Origin of the sequence: Desulfotomaculum sp. 1211_IL3151 (assembly GCF_036763075.1) — a bacterium.
Taxonomy (GTDB): domain Bacteria; phylum Bacillota; class Desulfotomaculia; order Desulfotomaculales; family Desulfotomaculaceae; genus Desulfotomaculum.
Map to the genome: position 1 here is coordinate 37319 of NZ_JBAIYV010000009.1, position 20223 is coordinate 57541.

A 20223-nucleotide genomic window follows, 5' to 3' on the forward strand; every position below is an offset into this window, starting at 1 on the left:
ATTGTCACTACGGTTTTTGAATTTTCGTCTAATGCACCTTTTACAAAAGATTAGACAGGGGGGTAACCTATATGCGGAGTTTGTATGAAGCGTTAATGGCCGCATCGAGAGCCCATGCTAAATGGGAAATCGAAATGTCCAATAATATTATGAGAAATCGAAGACACCTATTTGTTTTAGCACTCATGATGCTTCCACTAATCATTCCTGCCATTGGGCATGCTGCAGACCTACCTAGTTTCCTTGGAGGCAAGAGTGCCTATGGGCCGTCTCACTATAATCCAATGATGTTCTATGGTTCGATGGCAGTTGGTGTTTGTGCTGGTCTAATTACCGGCTGTATTGGCGCCGGCGGTGGTTTTGTAATTACGCCAGCTTTAATGAGTCTTGGTGTTAAAGGTATTTTGGCAGTTGGTACCGACCAGTTTCACATATTTGCCAAGGCCATTATGGGTACTGTCATTCACAAAAAACTTGGCAACGTAAATGTTTCCCTGGCCATTGCCTTCCTGGTGGGGTCAGGTATTGGTGTAACCGCGGGGGGTACATTAAACCGTGCTTTGTTTAATGCAAACCCAGTCCTCAGCGATTTTGTTATTAGCTTAATATACGTAATTATGCTGGGATTCCTCGGATTCTATTCCATGTACGATTTTATTAAGAATAGACATACGGATGGAGATGCCCATGGTGGGCCTGCCGGCATGACTAAGTTAGCCCAAAAACTACAAAGTGTTAATCTTGCTCCTATGGTTAAGTTTGATGAGGATTTGGTTCCCGGCGGACGTAAAATCTCTGGTTGGTTTGTGGCTTTCTGTGGTGCGGTGGTTGGTTTTGCAGCGGCCATCATGGGTGTTGGCGGCGGTTTCCTGACCTTCCCAATGTTTGTCTATGGTTTAGGTGTATCCTCCTTTACCACAGTAGGTACAGATATTCTGCAGATCATTTTTACTGCTGGTTATAGTTCCATCGCCCAATATGCTATCTATGGCTACATTTTCTATACCTTAGCAATGGGTATGTTAGTTGGTTCTCTGCTGGGTATCCAGATTGGCGCAGCAACCACTAAAGTGGTTTCCGGTATCTATATCCGTGCTTTCTATGCGATCGCTATCTTAGCCGGTTTTGTTAACAGGGCCTTTGCATTACCTGAAAAAATGACTCAGATGGGTTATATCTCTATGAGCAGTGAAACCGGTGCTTTACTTGCTAATATTGGTGCCTGGATATTCTTTGGTTTAGTTCTTGTTTTTGCAGGATGGATTATCCTAAGCTTTATTCGTGGTCTCCCCACCCTGCGAGCTGAAACTGCCAAGGCGTCCGTCGCGTCTGAAGGGAAAGGAGTGGGCCATTAATGATTAGAGATACAAAAGCTTTTCTTATTGGTCTGGTTATGATGATATCTTTCATGGGGATTTATGCCTACATGATGAGTCCTTCCTTTGGTGATGGTAGAAATGGCTTAGAATTTGCCGATGATATGTTCAACTCCATATCCAAGGGATCTGTGTATAATGTAATCCAGGGTGAAATTAAGAAGGTTGACAGTTGGCAGGGTAATACTATTGATGTAACTCTAACCGGCACAGACGAGGAGCAGGCTGCTAGATGGACCGCAGCACTGCAAAGGGTAAATGGTGCGGAAGTTAGTCAAGCAGAAAAAACGGTTATATTTAAAGGGGATCTTGGGGCATTACTGATCAATATTTCTGAGGATTGTTCCTACATGTTCCAAAATAATGGGGATGCATTAAAACAAAAATATAACGCAGATCCAAGGGAAGTCACGAACCGGTGGTATAATATTTCCAAAGCCGTTGTGAAGGACTTGGATAAACAGGCAAAATTTAAGGAATCAATCGCCATTCAGCAGTACCAGAAAAAAGTTATTGAACCATCCTATAATTATTATGGTGTAGATTCCAAACAGGTGTCAGAAAATAAGGGTATTATGACCTTCATGATGTTGTTTTATCTGGTCTATACCATGTGGTATGGTTTTGCCATCTACTACCTCTGTCAAGGCTTTGGAATTACCATGAGCAAATCTGGTAAAAAGCAAGAGGCATAGCTTTAAATTCTCTAAAAAATCAAACGCGATAGGAAACACTAAAGGCTTACGCCATACCCTTTGGGGCACGACACTCTTTCGTGTACGGGGGACTTGGCGTAAGCCTTAGTTAATTTGGCTACAAAGTATATGGAGGATTTTTTGTCAATATTATTTTTTGATACATATAAAAATCATCTAGCTTTCCTTCCCAAAGGCTAAAAATGAAGGAACAAGTGAAAACATTACCCTTTTTGACCTTTATGTACAATGACAAAAAAATTATGTCATACCTTATATAATCAGCATTTTCATTAAAAAATGTAGTGATACTATTAAAAAACAATATAAAAATTTTGTTTTTGTGTAAAAAAGCTCTTGCCTTTATAAAACCTATTTGCTACTATTTGCGCAAGCCTAAAGATTGTGCGAGTATAAAAGATGATCCAAAAGGATCTTAGAAATTAGGATATTACTATTATGAACGGAATGATGGGAGGTGGAGGTTTGTTTTTTCGAAAAATTACTACCAAGAAAAATGGTAAGGAATATGCGTACGTAAAGCTAATAGAGAATTATCGTACCAACGGAAAAATCAAACAACGAGTTGTTGCCAACTTTGGTAGTGTTGAAAACCTTTCGCCTGAAAGAATAAATGATTTGATACAAAGTTTAAAAAAACTTTGTAAAGATGTAGAGTCCCAGGAACAAAGCAAACCGATTTTCACGGAGGTAATAGCAAGGATTCCAGCGGTGACAGGTAGGGTTAGAAACTCGCCATTAATGAAAGCTTTAAAAGAAAGACTTAATCCGAAGCAATATCAAATCATAGAAGCAATGGTTATAAAGGTAGTGGTAGCAGCGGAAACGAATATCCCAATCCAGGATGCCTGCAAAGAAATGGGGTTAGTCGAAGCAAACAGCATTGATTTTTACAAGGCATTAAAAATTATAGGCCAAAGAAGTACAAAAGAATTGATTTTAGACACTTACTCCAAATCGAACACAGTTTTTGTTCATCTGGTGGAAAGTGTTTTCAGTGGAACATCCTTTGAGGTAGATATGGATGGAAATTCATTTTTACCCAGAGATTATAAAAAAACCTTTAAATTGCTGCTTGCATGTGACGTTGAAGGTAATCCGCTGAGTTTTGAGGTAGTTGAGGATACAGCCAAATTAGCAGAGCATCTAGGGGTATTGGTTAAATCGCTGTTGAAAGTAGTAAAGGGGGATATTGTCGTCCTAGACCCCAATGGGCAGCTGGTCGATGAAGAAATGCAGTATATAACTGCACAACCAGTGAAGGATGAAAATTCGAATGATGTGGTTTATTTTGAAACGACAAAGTTAGAACAAAAAAGCAAAGAAAAGGTTAAGGAATTTAAAGCAAGCCTAGCAAAAGTAACTGCCGGTTTAGAAAATATAAAGGCCGATATTTTATTGGGAAAGCTTAGCAGGGAATCGGCAGTACGAAAAAGGGCAGATTCGGTAATAAAATTAAATGACTTTGCAGACATCGTTAATTATCAATATCATGAGGCCACCCATACATTTGAATACCAAATTAAGGAGGCTGCATTAAAGGAAAAAACATTCTCTGTTGTCACAACCACTTGGGGGGCACCGAAGGAAAAATTTAAAGGAGGTTGGCAGATAAATAGAGTAGAGATTAAAACAGAACCCTACGAGAACTTAACTGATCAGCTAGTTATACCACCCATTAGTATGTATGCTGATTATCATTACTCTACAGAAATAATCTCTGGTCATATAGCCTTGGAGATTATAAAAACCCAATAACCCAGGTTAGAAAATACCTAAGATCGGGGGTGATGTTTAAAAAATTGTCAATATAAAATTCTTCCCAACTTGGATTTTAGCACATTTTTATGAACTGATCAATACTTTCGTGTGAATTAACAGAAAATTTGTCATTACAGTAAACCAGTTTCAAGCACCTTTTAAACAAAATTTTATTCGAAGGGAGTAGTCTGCATGAGAGGATTATATGAGGCCCTAATGAGTGCCTCCCGAGCCCATGCAAAATGGGAAATCGAAATGTCTAATAACATCGTAAGAAGCAGAAAACACTTATTAATTTTACTCATCATGAGTTTACCTTTAATTATTCCAGCCATTGGTCATGCCGCTGATTTACCCTCCTTCCTGGGTGGAAAAAGTGCTTTTGGACCTTCGCACTTTACTCCAGTGATGTTTTATGGGTCCATGGCAGTGGGTGTTTGCGCCGGGCTTATTACCGGGTGTATTGGTGCCGGTGGCGGTTTCGTTATTACTCCTGCCCTGATGAGCTTAGGCGTAAAGGGGATTCTGGCCGTAGGTACAGACCAATTCCACATTTTTGCTAAGGCTATCATGGGTACGGTTATTCATAGAAAATTAGGGAATGTTAACGTATCTCTGGCCATTGCCTTCCTGGTTGGTTCCGGTATTGGTGTTACCGGTGGCGGTTCTTTGAATCGATCCTTATATAATGCTAACCCCGTCATGAGTGATTTTGTTATCAGTACAATTTATGTGGTGATCCTAGGATTTCTGGGTTTCTACTCCATGTACGACTTTATTAAGACCAGAGGTCAAATGAATCAAGGTGATGCCCACGGTGGTCCCGTAGGATTAACTCCCCTGGCTATTAAACTGCAAAAGGTTAACCTGGCACCGATGATTAAGTTTGATGAGGATATTATTCCTGGTGGACGTAAAATATCCGGTTGGTTTGTAGCATTATGCGGTTGCGTCACTGGTTTTCTGGCAGCCATCATGGGTGTAGGCGGCGGCTTCGTTACCTTCCCGATGTTTGTATATGGTCTGGGGGTTTCCTCCTTCACCACAGTGGGAACTGATATTCTACAAATTATCTTTACTGCTGGTTACAGTTCCATCGCCCAATATGCTATCTACGGTTACATTTTCTATACTCTGGCCATGGGTATGCTGGTTGGTTCTCTGCTTGGTATTCAAATCGGTGCAGCTACCACCAAGGTAGTTCCCGGCATTTACATCCGAGCTTTCTACGCCATTGCAATTATGGCCGGTTTTGTTAACAGAGCCTTTGCTCTGCCAGAGAAAATGGGTCAAATGGGTTATATCAGTATTGCTCCTAAAACAGGTGCAGTCCTTAACACCATTGGAACTTGGCTCTTCTTTGGATTGATATTACTCTTTGCTGGTTGGATCATTCTAAGCTTTATCAAAGGTATTCCTACCTTACGGGCGGAAACTGCCGAAGCTGCAGTATCCGATGGGAAAGGAGTGAGCCAATAATATGATAAGAGATAGCAAATCATTTTTAATCGGAATGGTTATGTTACTATCCTTCATAGGTATCTACATCTATATGATGAGTCCATCCTTTGGTGATGGCAGAAACGGTTTGGAATTTGCTGATGATATGTTCAACTCCATTTCCAAAGGCTCTGCCCAAGAGGTTGTGCAAGGTGAAGTGAAAAAGGCAGAAAAATGGATTGGCACAGAAATTGAGGTAAATCTCACAGGCAAGGATGCAGATCAGGCTGAGAGATGGGCCGCTGCCATGCAAAAGGTTGATGGTGCTGTAATAAATGTGGATCAAGAAAAAATCTCTTTGAAGACCGATTTTGGCAAACTGCTGGCTAATATCTCCGAAGATTGTGTCGTAATGTATGATAACAAAGGTGATGTTTTACAGCAAAAATATAACACCGATCCCAGAGATGCCACGAATCGTTGGTACAGTATTACCAAAGCCATCTCTAAGGATCTGGAAAAACAGCAAAAATTCCAAGAGTCAATCTACCTGCAAACCTATCAGAAAAAAGTTATCGAGCCCGCCTATAACTACTATGGGGTAGAGACCAAATTTGTTAAAGATAACAAAGGCGTTATGACCTTCCTGTTAATCTTCTATATGGTTTACACCCTCTGGTACGGCTTTGCAATCTACTACATCTGTGGCGGCTTTGGCATTACGATGACCAAGAGTGCCAAGAAAGAAGCGTAACGAAATACTCCAAACACCCTGTGCCTGCCAGGGTGTTTTTTTTTGGCCTTCAGAGTGACGATAAATGGCAAGATGATTACGAATCTGGTAATATTGTAGTGATATATTTTTGAGAGAATGATAAAACCCGTCAAATTATCAGGGCTAGTTATCCCCCCTCGCTGATGCAATATCCCATAGTATTTTATCAGTGTACGGTTAATCCAGCTTACGAGCGGTTATTTTTAGTTTAAACGAGGTGAATTTATGGATTTATTTAGCTCATCCAGAAGCAGCTTACAGGCTGCCCCTTTGGCCGAAAGAATGCGACCTCGGAACCTGGATGACTTTATTGGTCAGGAACACATTGTGGGTAAAGGGAGGTTGCTGCGCCGCGCCATTGAGGCCGATAAGTTAGGGTCCATTATTTTGTATGGTCCACCGGGCAGTGGCAAAACCACCTTAGCCACCATTATTTCAGAAATGACGAAGGCTAACTTTGTTAAAATTAATGCGGTTTCTGCCGGGGTAGCAGAGATTCGTGCAGAAATAAAAAAGGCCCAAGATAACTTAAATTTCTACGGCCAACGGTCCATTTTTTTTATTGATGAGATTCATGCCTTAAAAAGAGGGGCTCAGCAGGATTGTTTGCTGGAAGCGGTGGAAAAGGGTGTGGTTACTATTATCGGGGCAACCACAGAAAATCCTTATTTTGAGCTTAATGGGGCACTATTGAGCCGTTCCAGGATATTTCAATTGGCGGAACACAGCTCCAATGACCTAAAACAATTGATTCAGCGTAGTCTTATGGATGAAGAAAATGGTTTGGGTATGTACCGGGTGCAGCTTGCGGAGGATGCGGTAACACACTTTATCGAAATGTCTGGTGGGGATGCCAGAAATGTTCTCAACGCCCTGGAGCTAGCGGTGCTTTCAACGGCACCCTCAGAGGATGGTTGCCGCCACATTACCCTGGAAGTGGCGGAGGACTCCACCCAGCAACGCTATATTCGCTATGACAAGTCTGGTGATAATCACTATGATGTGATATCGGCCTTTATTAAAAGCATTCGAGGTTCTGCGCCGGATGCGGCCCTGCACTATTATGCAAGAATGACTGCCGCAGGTGAGGATCAGCGCTTTATCGTTCGCCGCTTAATTGTTCACGCTTCCGAGGATATTGGTATGGCTGATCCCCAAGCTATGTTGATGGCCCATGCTGCTTGGAATGCCTTGGAAACAGTTGGCCTGCCAGAGGCTCGCATTCCCATTGCCCAATGTATTCTTTATTTAGCCACGGCACCAAAAAGTAACAGTGTCATAGCAGCCATTGATGAAGCCATGGGAGATATTAAGAATAAAGCTGCAGGCAGGGTACCACTTCACCTTAAAGATACTCATTACAGAGGTGCCAGGGAGCTGGGGCATACTGGGTATAAATACCCCCATAACTACCCTGGACATTATGTGGAACAACAGTATCTGCCGGATGCTTTACAGGGAGTAACCTATTATAGACCTACGGAGCAGGGTAGGGAAAAATTAATAAAAAAACGCTTGTCTCTAAAAAGCAAAAAGGAATAATCTTTTAGACAGGGAATTACATATTAAAGATGAAAGGGGTAAAGAGGTGTCAGAGATAACCAATCAATATATTAACCTAGCCCAAAGACGCTCCCAATTGGCCTATTTAGATATTACGGAAAAAGAAGTTCAAGTGATGATGGCTCATAAAGAGTTGTTTATGAGTGAAGCCCAAGGGGTAGTAGATAAATTTTATCAGCATGTATTAAATTTTCCTTATTTAAGAGAACTTTTGAATCGATATAGCACGGTGGAGCGTTTAAAGGAAGCCCAAAAAATATATTTTATTTCTTTGTGTGAACCACTGAGTGATGATTACCTTCAAAGAAGGTTATTTATTGGTAAAAAGCACCAACAGATAGGGCTATATCCCAATTGGTATTTAGGTACCTATCAAATTTATATCGGCCAAATTCAACGCATTTTAGCTAACTATCATGGAAGCTGTACGGAAACCTATGCCGAGGCATTACAAGCCTTTTTGAAAAGAATAAACCTGGATATGCAGTTAGCCATTGAAACCTATATTTTAGACCAACTGCAACAGCTTATTTCCTTTCAAAAGGATATCGGGTCAGTGGCAGAAATAATCGATGACATTGCCGAACAGACAAATATGCTTTCCTTAAATGCTTCCATCGAAGCAGCCAGAGCGGGCGATCATGGCCGAACCTTTGCGGTGGTGGCTCAAGAAGTAAGAAAACTGGCCCAGAGATCTTCACAATCCGCCAAGGATATTGCCCAAATGGTGGCTTCTAATCAGCAGGTCATTGAGAAAATGAAAAAAACCTCCGATGAATAATAAGACCCCGTGGGGTCTTTTATTTATTCGGTTAATGTCAGCCATTCTTCCAGAAAAGAATCAATTTTAGACCTTTTACCATCGATTTCCCTGCTAAGTTCTAAGCATGCAGTATAATCCTGGGAGATTGCCGGGCTTGCCAATGAAATTTCCAGCTGGTTAATGTCCGCCTCGGTTTGGGCAATTAACTGTTCTAACTCTTCAATTCTTTTCAGGCGCTTTCTTTCCTGTCTTTGCAATTCTTTATTTTCTAAATAACTTTGCTTACCAACCTGCTCCTTGACAGTCGCAATTTGGTTTGATTGCGAACTTTTCTCAGCTTTCTTTGCCAGGTAATAGTCATAGTTACCTAAATAACTGGTCACTCCGGTGGGGTTTAGCTCAATAATTCGGCTGGCCATTTTATTGAGAAAATAACGGTCGTGGGAAACAAACAAAATGGTTCCAGGATAGTCAAGCAAAGCACTTTCCAAAACCTCCCGGCTTAATATATCCAGGTGGTTGGTGGGTTCATCCAGAATTAGTAGATTTGCCTTTTCCAACATTAATTTAGCCAGGGAAAGTCTAGCCCTTTCCCCCCCGCTGAGAGCAGCAACTTTTTTGTAAACATCATCCTCCCGAAAGAGGAAATTACCAAGCACTGTTCTTACATCCTTTTCGTCCATCAGACGGTAATCGTCCCACAGTTCATCCAGCACCGTTTTTTGTGGGCAAAGTTTTTCCTGTTGTTGGGCATAATAACCGATGCTAACATTGGTGCCTAGGCGGATGTTCCCCTCAATTGGAGATAATTGACCTATGATGGTTTTTAACAAAGTGGATTTACCAATGCCGTTAGGGCCCAAGAGGGCTAAACTTTCACCCCGTTCCAGGGAAAAGCTAATGTTAATTGCCAACTTGGTATTGGGATAGCCAATACTAAGCCGGGAAGTCTGCAAAACATCTTTGCCACTTTGACGGTTAATATCGAAGGAAAAATAGACCTGTTGTTTGGATATAGGTGCTTCCACCAGTTCCATTTTTTCTAGCAGCTTCATACGGCTTTGGGCCCTGCGGGTGGTGGATGCCCGCACAATATTGCGCTGGATAAAATCCTTTGTTTTGGCAATTACTTCTTGTTGTTGTTCAAATTGCTTAAGCTGTGTTTCCTGTTGCTGCGCCTTTAAATCAATAAAACCTGAATAATTGGTTTTATAAGTGGCAGCAGTACCATGCTCCAACTCAATAATGCGGTTTACCACCATATCTAAAAAATAACGGTCGTGGGAAACCACCAAAACTGCCCCGGTATAGGTTTGTAAATGTTGTTCTAACCAGGATAAAGTGTGTATATCAAGATAATTAGTAGGTTCATCAAGAATAAGTAAGTTTGGTTTACTTAAAAGGTTTTTGGCCAGAGCCAATCGGGTTTTTTGCCCACCACTCAGGGATGAAATGGGGGAATTATGGTCTAGATCTGAAAAATTAAGACCTTGCAAGACACCGCGAATCAATGAATGATAGCTATAACCCCCCAGGTCACGAAAGGTATCCGAGAGATGGGCATACTCTTCCATAATTTTTTGATAGGCTGCAGGGTTATTAAGCTGGGCTTGACCCATGGTCTCTTCCAGTTGCCTAAGCTTATGTTCCATATCCATTAAATGCTGAAAGACCGACAGCATTTCTTCATAAATGGATTTTTGGGAATCCAGCCCACTGTCCTGTGCCAAGTAACCAATGGTTAAACCGGCTTGTTTAAAAATATCTCCGCCATCGGGACTATGCTGAGCGGTAAGTATTTTCAAGAGAGTTGATTTTCCAGCGCCGTTAACACCCACCAGACCTATTTTTTCATGATCCTGGATTGAGATGGTGACGTTTTTTAAGACCTGTTTTACACCAAAGTATTTAGAAATATTGTTTGTCTGCAGTAATATCATTTTAAACTCCTCCAGTATAAAAGTTTAACCCAACTGGTGAAACGTTACAAGAAAGAAGTATAATTTAGCTATTAGCTATCCTGGAAAATGGCCATGAGCCGTGGGCCATGGGCTTTTAGCCATCAGTCATCAGCTGTCAGCCATCAGCCTTTTTGGGCTTCCATAAACCTTTGTCATCCTGAGCGGCAGCGAAGGATGACAGAGATAGCGGTTTTTAAAGCCCATGGCCCATGGCCCACGGCCCACGGCTCATGGCCATTTTAAAGGATGCTAAAAGAAAGGGTGTGTTAGCATGGAGTTAAAAATTACTGTGGTAGCTGAAAATTCCGTAAATAAAAGAGATCTCATGGCAGAACATGGTTTGTCCCTACTGGTTGAAACTCCCGAGTTTTCCTTGCTCTTTGATACGGGACAGGGTTATACCATTGAATCAAATGTTCGAACCCTGCAGATAGATCTTACCCAAATTGATGCCATTGCTTTAAGTCATAGCCACTATGACCATACCGGGGGACTTAAAAAGGTTTTGGCTTTGTCTGGGCCCAAACCTGTATATGGGCACCCGGCAATATTTGATGAAAAGTTTTATCTGGACAAGGAAGGGGAACTGCACCCCAATGGGATACCCTTTAGTAAAAGGGAATTAGAGGCCCTGGGGGCTGAGTTTCATCTGGGTACTAAACCGATCTATTTAAGCAATAATATTATCCTGGCTGGTCAGATTCCCCGGGTAACTGATTTTGAAGAAGTAAACCCTCACTTTGTAGTCAAAAGGACTGAGGAATATCCTGTAGATCCCCTGCCCGATGATCAAGCTTTATTTATTAAAACCTCCAAGGGGATTGTCGTTATAGTTGGCTGTAGCCACTCAGGCTTGATAAATATATTACTCTATGCTAAACAAGTAACCGGGGTGGAGGATATCTATGCTGTGGTGGGTGGCACCCATTTGGTGGAAGCAAAGGATGAAAGACTTTCTCATACAATCGAGGCCTTAAAAGAAATGAAAGTAGAAAAACTGGCTGTTTCTCATTGTACAGGCTTTCATGCCCAGATGAAACTGAAAGAGGCCTTTGGTGACGACTTTGTATTAAATAATGTCGGTCACTGTATGAAAATAGAATAGCTCTCCTTGCCGCCAGTGGTACTATCAGAAAATGAAAACTTTATGTCATCCTGAGCGATAGCGAAGGATCTTGGGGATAGCCCCAAAGATTGGTGGCAGCGTTGAAGTTTTGGTAACATAGCCGACGGTTGACGTCTGGGGACTTGTTGACTAAATACATATTCCCTCGGATGCCGCACATAGAGTAAGCTTTTTTTGTCGGTTTAATTTTTTAATCGCCTTTTCCCTGGACAGTGCTTGGCCCTTGGTATAATCCCCTTCCACATAGGCTAACTGCACAGGCAGCCGGCAACGGGTATATTTGCTGGCCTTGCCTTGGCCATGCATGAGTAGTCTCTTGTACAGGTCATTGGTAATTCCTGTATATAAGGTATCGTCAGAACATTTCAGAATATAAACTACATAGCAATCATTCACTTTAATAGTACCCCTTTTGTTAGGATTACTTCTTTATTATAGTAATGGCAGACAAAAAAAGGTAGTAAAAATAATAAATGGGCTGTAACTTAAAAAGTTACAGCCCATCATCTTATTCTGTATCTTTAATCAATTGTTCCTGCTTAGGGCAAGCCCCTTTACACTTGCGGTAAAAATTATAACAGGTGAAAAATAACCAACCAACTTGTTTTTCTCTGGTTTCATAATCCATTTTAGGTTCGATGGTAACAACTTCATTTACCTTTTCACAGAATTTTTCCAAGAATATCCCTCCTAGTCAAATAACTAACTATATATTGAATTGTATTCCAAAATTAGCTATAAAACAACCCCCTATAATAAATAGATACATTTTATGTAAGGCATAATGGATTAATAATTAATTAAAAAAGAAAGGGAGTTTGTCCCGTCATCTTTATATAAAACTGCAAAAAATGCAGGAACAAGTCTTTTTATCAAGAAAATAGTAATTTAAGGAATTGGATTTTGCTTTTTCGTGTAAAATTATGGTAGTATGCCGCTGGAGGAAGGAAGAACACCATGATAAGAGTTTCTGGAATAAAGTTGACCTTGGATCAAGATGAAGCTGATATTAGAAAAGGATTATTGTCGAAACTCAAAATCAAGGAAAGAGATTTGCTTGACTATCGTATTTTTAAGCGTTCCGTGGATGCTAGAAAAAGGGATCAGGTCTGTTTTATTTATACAGTGGATGCAGTGGTTGCCCATGAAGATAAAATCCTCAAGAAATTTGCCGGGGACAAAGATGTATCTTCCTCCCCAGATCTTGATTATAAATATATCAAACCAGGAGTGGTTCCTTTAAAGAACAGACCAATCATTATTGGTACTGGCCCTGGGGGGCTGTTTGCCGGATTAATTTTAGCAGTTATGGGCTATCGGCCGTTATTGCTGGAAAGGGGAGCGGATGTTGACACAAGAAGCGAGGCAGTGAGAACCTTTTGGAAAACCGGCAAACTTGATACCGAATGTAACGTCCAATTTGGTGAAGGGGGAGCGGGGACTTTTTCGGATGGTAAATTAACAACCTTAATACGTGATCCCCGCTGTCGCAAAGTTTTGGAGGAAATGGTGTCCTCCGGGGCACCAACTGAGATATTATATTCCCATAAACCACACGTAGGGACAGATGTTTTACGGTGTGTAGTGAAAAATATTCGCCATCGGATCATAAGCCTGGGTGGGGAAGTTTGTTTTAATGCCAAAGTATCAGATATTAAAATAGATCAAGGAAAGTTAACCGGCGTCGTGGTAAATGATGAAGAATTAATTAAAGCAGAAGTGGTACTGTTGGCCATCGGCCATAGTGCCAGGGATACCTTTAAAATGTTATATGACAAAGGTGTCAAGATTACCCCAAAGGCCTTTTCTATTGGGGTAAGAGTTGAACACCCCCAGGAATTAATAAATCGTGCCCAATACAAGCAGTTTGCCCACCATTCAAAGCTTGGGCCGGCAGAATATAAGTTGGCCTATCACTCATCAAGCGGACGTTCGGCCTATACCTTTTGCATGTGTCCCGGGGGTGTCGTTGTGGCTGCCGCATCTGAGGAGGGTGGCGTTGTAACCAATGGTATGAGTGAATATGCCCGCAGTGCTGAAAATGCCAACAGTGCGTTATTGGTGGGAGTAAGGCCTGAAGATTTTAATAGTGAGCATCCCTTAGCCGGTGTAGAATTTCAGCGTCAATGGGAAAGGAAGGCCTTTGAGCTAGCAGGAGCCAATTATCAGGCACCAGCTCAATTAGTGGGAGATTTCCTGGCAGACAGACCATCACGGCAAATTGGACAGGTGGAACCTTCCTACCGCAAAGCTGTGTCTTTGGCGGAGCTTAAACATTGTCTGCCCACCTATGTGGTGGAAACTTTAAAGGAAGCAATTTTGGATTTTGATAAAAAGTTAAAGGGCTTTGCCTTGCCAGAAGCAATCCTTACAGGGGTTGAAACCAGAAGTTCTTCGCCGATTCGTATTGAGCGTAACGAGCAGCAGCAGTCTAACATGGGGGGGCTTTATCCGGTGGGCGAGGGGGCAGGTTATGCAGGGGGCATTGTGTCTGCCGCAGTGGATGGTATTCGTGTGGCAGAAGCGGTTATAGCTAAGTATAAACCCCTAGGAGATGGAACCTATGTCTAAGTCTAAAAACAAAATTATTGTTATTGGGGGAGGAGCGGCCGGCCTGTTGGCAGCAATTGTGGCTGGTCGGTGCGATGCCCATGTTACTATTTTAGAGAGAAATCAACGAGTTGGCAAAAAAATTCTTGCCACGGGCAATGGCAGATGCAATTTAACCAATATGGAAATGGATATAGGGCATTTTCATGGTTCTTCTCCTAAATTTGCCATTACTGCCTTGCAGCAGTTTAATAATTATCAAGCCATCGAGTTTTTTGAGCAATTGGGTATCTCTCATAAAGTAGAGGAAAGGGGCAAGGTCTATCCTTTTTCCAACCAAGCCTCCAGTGTTCTGGACGTATTAAGGCACGAATTGGAACGTTTAGAAGTAGAAACCATCGTAGAGGCAGAGGTTAAGGAAATAAAGAAAAATAAAAACGGTTTTGACGTTACCATAAAAAATGGAGATAATTTTTTTGCCCATAAAGTAATCCTAGCCACCGGAGGGAAAGCTGCTCCAAATTTGGGTTCCACAGGAAGTGGTTATCAACTGGCGGAAAAGTTGGGACATCGTTTAGTTGAGCCCTATCCTGCCCTGGTTCAACTAAAATTAGCGGAGTCCTTTTTAAAGCAGATAAAGGGCATAAAAATTGATGGCGAAGCTGCGATTATCGTTCATAAAAGGCCAATGGCCCAGGCCCAGGGTGAAATCCTATTTACAGAGTATGGTATATCAGGACCACCTATTTTTGATCTTAGCCGTACTGCGGCCCAATGGCTGCATAAAAACAAACAGGTGTGGCTTAAGGTAAGCATAATCACCCATCTTTCCAGGGAAGAATTGGCCCAGTATATTCTGAAACGATTTCAGGACAACCCGACAAAAAATCTTGTTTTTAGTTTTGTAGGGTTTATTAATAAGCAACTGATACCAGTATTGTTGAAACAAGCGGGGATTCGTGATATTAATAAAAAAGTAGCAGAGGTTACATCTGCTGAACGGGAGAAAATACTTGATATTTTACAAGACTGGCAATTTGAAGTCATCGGAACCAACACCTGGACTGCTGCTCAAGTAACAGCCGGTGGGGTTGATGTTCGGGATATTAATCCCCAAACAATGGAATCAAAAATTGTTCCAGGATTATATTTTGCTGGTGAAATAATGGATATAGACGGTGACTGTGGTGGGTATAACTTACAATGGGCCTGGTCCTCTGGTTATGCAGCAGGAAGAAATGCGGTATTGGCATGATTGGTTATTAATCTTCCTCCTCTACAGTCCATTCATCCGGCCAGTTCATAATCTTACTGATTCGATGTGAGTTGCCATTTATAAAGCGGGTAGCAAATTGGTCGGCGTCCTGCTCGGATTTTTCATCGTTATTGGTTAAGAAGCTGTTGACATATTGGAATCGGTGTCTTAGTTCATGAACGAGGGCGTGCAGGGAGTAAAGCTGTTTACTGTGTCGATCATCTCCATCATCCGTTTGGACAAAAATGTATATGGCGGCAGTATCCGTTGCTTCATCATAGGTTCCTTCCAGATCACCTCGCAATTCCTCTAATGAAAAGCTTAAGCTGCGGGAGAAGAATTTAAAAATATCTAGCCTGGTTTCATAGACCACGACGGTTTTGGGCCGGTAGTCCTTACCCAGCAGCTTTATAAGCTGTTCAATTTGTTTATTGGTGATGATGTTCTGGTTATTAATGATTTTCAACTAGGTCACCTCCCTTTGATATCTCAGGATGACATAGTATTATATTATCCCACCTATATTGTCAAGATTTATTTCAATTAAGATTAAAGATAAGATTAAAGAGAGGTTCTATGCTAAGATTAAGTATTTTAAAATTAAAGATGCCCTTTGGGGCAAGAATGATAAAAACCGCCCTAGCGGTGATGATAGCAGTTTTTCTGGCCAGGGAATTTGAGTTAAATGCAGTTGTTGCTGCTATAACAGCCATTGTCAATGTGCAGCCCACCTTAAGTAGATCCCTGCACAATGCTTTTGAACAAATCATTGTCCATATTGTTGGTGTAATCATTGGCTTAACCATCGGATTTCTGTGGTCACCAGGCCCACTGGCCATGGGGATTGCTACACCGCTGGTCATTTGGTCTGCCCTAAGATTGGGATTTGGCGAAGTTGTTATGGCACTGATGCCGATGGTTATTATCTTAAGTTCACCGGAAGAGGCCTTTTTATCGGAAGCCCTTTATAGAAGTCTGGTTATATTTTTAGGTTTGGCCGTGGGTATGGCTGTTAATGGACTGGTTGCCCCGCCCCGTTATCGGGACCGATTGCTGGTAAGTCTGCAAAAACTCAATACTGCAACAGTGGATTTCTTTACGGAGATGACGAATGATTTTATCATTCCCCAACAAAAGCCCTTTGAAGCTTACGAAGAAAAACGTCAGGAGGTTAAAAGCATCCTCAAGGAAAGCCGCTTGTACCTTGAATTATGGAATGAACAATTGGGACGGCACAAATCCCCCTTCCCCTGGCAAGACCAAATGCTGGAACGCTATATTGATTTTAATGCTAACCTTTACCATAAATGCAAAGATATTTATGAGAATACAAAGGAACGTATTGCCTGGCGTGAACATATGGGAAACCCTGTCATATCCGAAGAATTTGCGGCAATTTTAGCGATGCTGCAGCACGGTCTAATTGAGTTTCAACGGTTGAATGAGCAGTTAAGAAGGTCTATATTCGAAGGAAAGCCAGCCCAAAGCTATCCTGTGGACGATGAATTTTGGCAAGAGATGAGTGATTATGTAGATATGTGGCACGAGAAATTAACCGGTGCCTATTATATGCATGCTTTACTTTTTTTAGCCGTGGTTGCTAATAACTTAAAGTATGGAACCCGTGCCACCAAGGAATTTTTAAACATGATCAACGAAAAGCAAAGCGCAGGAACCTTTGCTAAAAGAAATAAGTCTGCCGTCCGTTCTTAGAAGAATTTAGAATATGATTTAAATTATGGTATAATGAGAAAATATTGCGGCACAGAGGTGAAAATATGAGCACATTTGTGGATGACCTTCAGAAAAAAAGACGGGTATTTACCGTGCTTTTTGTTGCTTTTACAGCTATTTATGGTCTCGTTTTCTGGCAAGGGGAGACTAAACTAACGGAACATCAACTTCAATATGTTGTCTTAGGCTGGAGATTGTCTTTGGCAGCTCTTTCCCTATGGTTTGGCTACGCCATCGGTCTCAAACAACACACCGTATGGTTTGTCAGTTTGTTAGCCATTTTACCAGTTGTATCGTGGATTGGCGTCCTCTACCTGCTGTTTAAGAGTGGATCGATGCTGTTTGAGGCGAAGAAGGCCCAAAAAGGAAGCAAAGCACAAGTAACTGAGAGGGAAAAGGGTGGCAAGAAACAGGGAAAGAAAAGGAAATAATCGTCATCAGCCGTTAGCCCTCAGCTTTAGGATAGCATTAGAGCGGAGTGCGGAAGACAAAAGAGGCTTTTTCTAATAGTCTCTTTTATTTTGTGGCAAAATAGGAGAAACGTGATTATGGAGGCCCAAAGTGACTAAATTAACCTATGATGATATTTTTAAAGACCTTGTCAAATCAGCCTATGATGGTGACTTGGAGCAAGAGGTTGAAAGACTAAAGAAAGATGGCCATAGCCATGTTAATGACTTTATTCATTACGCCACGGGCGGGGGAGATCCCGATAAAGTTGTATTTAAGATAAAGGACTGTGACCTTGATTGCGGTTGCAATGATCAGGGGTGTCAGGTTTCCTGCTTGATGGGTGCTATTGAACGTGATGCGAAAGGAAACGTAGTCATCAGAAGTAGTGACTGCAATGACTGCGGCCACTGTGTGAACCTTTGTGAGCATAACTGTTTGGTGGATAAAAAAGAATTTATCCCTCTGATAGAGGTATTAAAAAATCGCAATATTCCAGTATATGCCATTATTGCACCCGCGTTTATAGGGCAATTTGGCCCCGAGGTTACACCGGGTAAAATGAGAGCAGCTTTAAAAAAGTTGGGTTTTTACGGTATGGTGGAAGTGGCCCTTTTTGCTGATATACTTACCTTTCGAGAAGCTTTAGAATTTGATGCCCATGTACGCAAAGAAGGTGACTTTGTTCTTACCAGTATGTGTTGCCCCATGTGGGTCTCCATGGTCAAAAAGGTATATAAACAATTAGCACCCCATATAACTCCCTCCGTGTCACCCATGGTGGCCTGCGGCAGGGGGGTTAAAAAATTGCACCCGGACGCGAAGGTAGTTTTTATCGGTCCTTGTATAGCTAAAAAGGCCGAGGCAAAGGAACCAGACGTAAAGGATGCAGTGGATGTAGTCATTACATTTAAGGAGCTAAAACAGATTTTTGAGGCAGTGGGTATTAACCCTGCGGAGGTGGAAGCAGATGAAAAGGAACATTCCTCCACAGGTGGCAGGATCTATGCCCGTACCGGCGGTGTAAGTGAGGCTGTTGCTGCTGCTTTGAAGAGGATAAGACCGGATAAACCGATCCAAATAAAAGCTGTACAAGCCCACGGCGTTAAAGAATGCCGTAAAATGCTGCAAGAGGCCCTGGAAGGAAAAACATCGGCAAACTTTTATGAAGGAATGGGTTGTTTCGGTGGTTGTGTCGGAGGTCCCCATGTATTAATAGACCCGGCCCAGGGAACAAACCTGGTGAATGGGTACGGCGACGAGGCCATAAGCCTCACACCGGCAGATAATAAATATGTGCTGGCTTTGTTAAAAAGCCTTGGTTTTGATGAAATAGAGGATTTGTTTGATGAAGAAAAGGCCAAGATGTTCAGTCGGAGCTTAAATCTTTAGAGGAACTGTAGGGAGCGGTCTTGACCGTTCTGTTCACGCAACGCCGGCAACAGCGGAAGGATTAAATGTAAGGGAACGACACGGGGTCGCTCCCTTACATTTTTTAGGCTATTTATTGTTTCTGGTCCATCAAGTAAAGAAGAATTTTGGTAAATTGTAAACTAACTAATTCGCTAACCGGTACGCCGGTTTCTTCTGAACGTTTTTCAATTACGTGTATTTGATTGCGTAAAAATTCATAGATAATATACTCTGCCACATCTTCTGGGGTTGAACCTTTCTTTGAGGCGTACTCTTCTAACATCTTTATTGTTTCTTCCGACAGGTTAAGCTCTAATTCTTTGTTTTGTTCCATTGCTGCACCCTCCATTGACATTAATTGTTTATCATTAGATTTATTCTATATACAAGTCCCGGTCCCTGCCGGCAAAATAATTTTTTCACAAGGATTTACTTGGATTGAGTCGAATTATCTTTAGTAAGATAGTAGGAGGGGAGTTCAGATTATGACTTACAGCTATAAACAGGAACTATTGGAACAGTTAGAAAACGGCTCATTACCTGAAATTGATCCATCAAATCGTTTCACCTTTGAGTGTAAAAACCAGTGTATGGGCAGATGCTGCAATTCAATAACGATTCTGTTAGACCCTTGGGATGTTGAAATTATGGCTAGACACCTGGGTATGTCAGGACAGAAATTTTTGGCGCAGTACTGCAAATATGAGTTTAATAACCAATTAAAATGGCCCTATGTCAGATTGAAACATGCTGAAGATGGACCCTGTATTTTTATGTTGGAGGATGGGAGATGTGAGATATACCCAGTACGTTCTCGCAATTGCAGAACCTATCCTATTGGCAGAGCGGTGCGGTTTGAGCAGGATGGGACCAAATCAGAACGCATCTTTGTTGTGGAAAAAATGGGTTTTTGCCTGGGACACAAATCGGAAAAGACTTGGACAGTTGAAGAGTGGTTTGCAGATGCCCAGTGTGAGAAGTTTTATGAATTATCCGATCTGTATTTAGAGGTTATCCATTATGCCACAACTCAACTAAACAGCCAGGCATGGAGCAATGAAAATATAGCTAGAATGATGTTGCCCCTACTGTATGGTCCAGATGTACTGAGGGGAAAGTTGGGGATATCCGAGGAAGAAGTGAGCCACGAGGATTTTTACCGCCGCAGAATGAAAGCATTGAAAGTTATATTAACAGATATTGCCGCAGGTTTTGGCTTTGGTCCGAATGCTGGTGAGGTTTTTTCAGGCAGCCTAATGGAACGAATGAAGGAAGTTCTGGTTACCGGATAGTATAGAAGGGAGTGTCGCATAACTACTTTGTAGTAAGAGACACTCCCC

The 20223-nt window shown here is 41.8% G+C and carries 19 protein-coding genes; 14 read left to right on the plus strand and 5 right to left on the minus strand.

Annotated elements, in window-relative coordinates; all coding sequences use genetic code 11:
- Window positions 1-71 precede the first annotated feature (71 nt).
- From V6C11_RS01220 to V6C11_RS01250, 7 genes are all read left to right on the plus strand, one after another.
- Window positions 72-1355, plus strand: a complete 1284-nt coding sequence (locus V6C11_RS01220; RefSeq protein WP_333529257.1) for a sulfite exporter TauE/SafE family protein — start codon at window positions 72-74, stop codon at window positions 1353-1355.
- Window positions 1355-2071 (plus strand): hypothetical protein, encoded by a 717-nt coding sequence (locus tag V6C11_RS01225; protein ID WP_333529258.1) that lies wholly within the window; start codon window positions 1355-1357, stop codon window positions 2069-2071. The genes V6C11_RS01220 and V6C11_RS01225 overlap by 1 nt, the downstream gene beginning before the upstream one ends.
- 486 nt (window positions 2072-2557) lie before the next feature.
- Entirely contained in the window at window positions 2558-3850 is a 1293-nt protein-coding gene (locus V6C11_RS01230) for a hypothetical protein (RefSeq protein WP_333529259.1), read from the plus strand.
- A 195-nt stretch (window positions 3851-4045) separates the two neighbouring features.
- Window positions 4046-5332 carry a sulfite exporter TauE/SafE family protein gene (locus tag V6C11_RS01235; RefSeq protein WP_333529260.1) on the plus strand — a complete coding sequence of 429 codons (1287 nt, stop codon included), beginning with the start codon at window positions 4046-4048 and terminating at the stop codon, window positions 5330-5332.
- Window position 5333: 1 nt separating this feature from the next.
- The gene (locus V6C11_RS01240; protein WP_333529261.1) at window positions 5334-6047 is read left to right on the plus strand and encodes a hypothetical protein; all 714 of its coding nucleotides are present in this window, start codon (window positions 5334-5336) and stop codon (window positions 6045-6047) included.
- 246 nt (window positions 6048-6293) lie between these two features.
- Window positions 6294-7610 (plus strand): replication-associated recombination protein A, encoded by a 1317-nt coding sequence (locus V6C11_RS01245; protein WP_333529262.1) that lies wholly within the window; start codon window positions 6294-6296, stop codon window positions 7608-7610.
- Between the two features lie 46 nt (window positions 7611-7656).
- On the plus strand, window positions 7657-8412 hold the full coding sequence (locus tag V6C11_RS01250) for a globin-coupled sensor protein (protein WP_333529263.1): 756 nt from the start codon (window positions 7657-7659) through the stop codon (window positions 8410-8412).
- A 23-nt stretch (window positions 8413-8435) separates the two neighbouring features.
- On the opposite strand, the gene V6C11_RS01255 is transcribed toward V6C11_RS01250, so the two are convergent.
- On the minus strand, window positions 8436-10334 hold the full coding sequence (locus tag V6C11_RS01255; protein WP_333529264.1) for an ABC transporter ATP-binding protein: 1899 nt from the start codon (window positions 10332-10334) through the stop codon (window positions 8436-8438).
- 292 nt (window positions 10335-10626) lie between these two features.
- Here V6C11_RS01255 and V6C11_RS01260 point away from each other — a divergent pair, with 292 nt between their 5' ends.
- On the plus strand, window positions 10627-11460 hold the full coding sequence (locus V6C11_RS01260) for an MBL fold metallo-hydrolase (RefSeq protein WP_333529265.1): 834 nt from the start codon (window positions 10627-10629) through the stop codon (window positions 11458-11460).
- 150 nt (window positions 11461-11610) lie between these two features.
- Here the strand turns inward: V6C11_RS01260 and V6C11_RS01265 are convergent, their stop codons facing one another.
- Together V6C11_RS01265 and V6C11_RS01270 are read right to left on the minus strand one after the other, a co-directional pair.
- A complete protein-coding gene (locus V6C11_RS01265; protein ID WP_333529266.1) occupies window positions 11611-11877 on the minus strand; it encodes a GIY-YIG nuclease family protein in 267 nt (88 codons plus the stop codon).
- Between the two features lie 112 nt (window positions 11878-11989).
- A complete protein-coding gene (locus tag V6C11_RS01270) occupies window positions 11990-12160 on the minus strand; it encodes a hypothetical protein (RefSeq protein ID WP_333529267.1) in 171 nt (56 codons plus the stop codon).
- Between the two features lie 278 nt (window positions 12161-12438).
- Between V6C11_RS01270 and V6C11_RS01275 the strand changes: the two genes are divergently transcribed.
- Together V6C11_RS01275 and V6C11_RS01280 are read left to right on the plus strand one after the other, a co-directional pair.
- Entirely contained in the window at window positions 12439-14052 is a 1614-nt protein-coding gene (locus tag V6C11_RS01275) for an NAD(P)/FAD-dependent oxidoreductase (RefSeq protein WP_333529268.1), read from the plus strand.
- The gene (locus V6C11_RS01280) at window positions 14045-15286 is read left to right on the plus strand and encodes an NAD(P)/FAD-dependent oxidoreductase (protein WP_333529269.1); all 1242 of its coding nucleotides are present in this window, start codon (window positions 14045-14047) and stop codon (window positions 15284-15286) included. Before V6C11_RS01275 ends, V6C11_RS01280 begins: the two co-directional genes overlap by 8 nt.
- Before the next feature lie 7 nt (window positions 15287-15293).
- On the opposite strand, the gene V6C11_RS01285 is transcribed toward V6C11_RS01280, so the two are convergent.
- Window positions 15294-15752, minus strand: coding sequence for a hypothetical protein (locus tag V6C11_RS01285; RefSeq protein WP_333529270.1), 459 nt, complete (start codon window positions 15750-15752; stop codon window positions 15294-15296).
- A 110-nt stretch (window positions 15753-15862) separates the two neighbouring features.
- Between V6C11_RS01285 and V6C11_RS01290 the strand changes: the two genes are divergently transcribed.
- The 3 genes from V6C11_RS01290 (at window position 15863) to V6C11_RS01300 (ending at window position 18862) form a co-directional block, all read left to right on the plus strand.
- Entirely contained in the window at window positions 15863-16999 is a 1137-nt protein-coding gene (locus V6C11_RS01290) for an FUSC family protein (RefSeq protein WP_333529271.1), read from the plus strand.
- 65 nt (window positions 17000-17064) lie between these two features.
- Window positions 17065-17451: a hypothetical protein gene (locus V6C11_RS01295; RefSeq protein ID WP_333529272.1), complete on the plus strand. Its 387-nt coding sequence runs from the start codon at window positions 17065-17067 to the stop codon at window positions 17449-17451.
- Between the two features lie 130 nt (window positions 17452-17581).
- Window positions 17582-18862 (plus strand): [Fe-Fe] hydrogenase large subunit C-terminal domain-containing protein, encoded by a 1281-nt coding sequence (locus tag V6C11_RS01300; RefSeq protein WP_333529273.1) that lies wholly within the window; start codon window positions 17582-17584, stop codon window positions 18860-18862.
- A 112-nt stretch (window positions 18863-18974) separates the two neighbouring features.
- Here the strand turns inward: V6C11_RS01300 and V6C11_RS01305 are convergent, their stop codons facing one another.
- Window positions 18975-19217 carry a hypothetical protein gene (locus V6C11_RS01305; protein ID WP_333529274.1) on the minus strand — a complete coding sequence of 81 codons (243 nt, stop codon included), beginning with the start codon at window positions 19215-19217 and terminating at the stop codon, window positions 18975-18977.
- 151 nt (window positions 19218-19368) lie between these two features.
- On the opposite strand from V6C11_RS01305, the gene V6C11_RS01310 reads away from it, so the two are divergent.
- A complete protein-coding gene (locus V6C11_RS01310) occupies window positions 19369-20175 on the plus strand; it encodes a YkgJ family cysteine cluster protein (RefSeq protein WP_333529275.1) in 807 nt (268 codons plus the stop codon).
- Window positions 20176-20223: the final 48 nt, after the last annotated feature.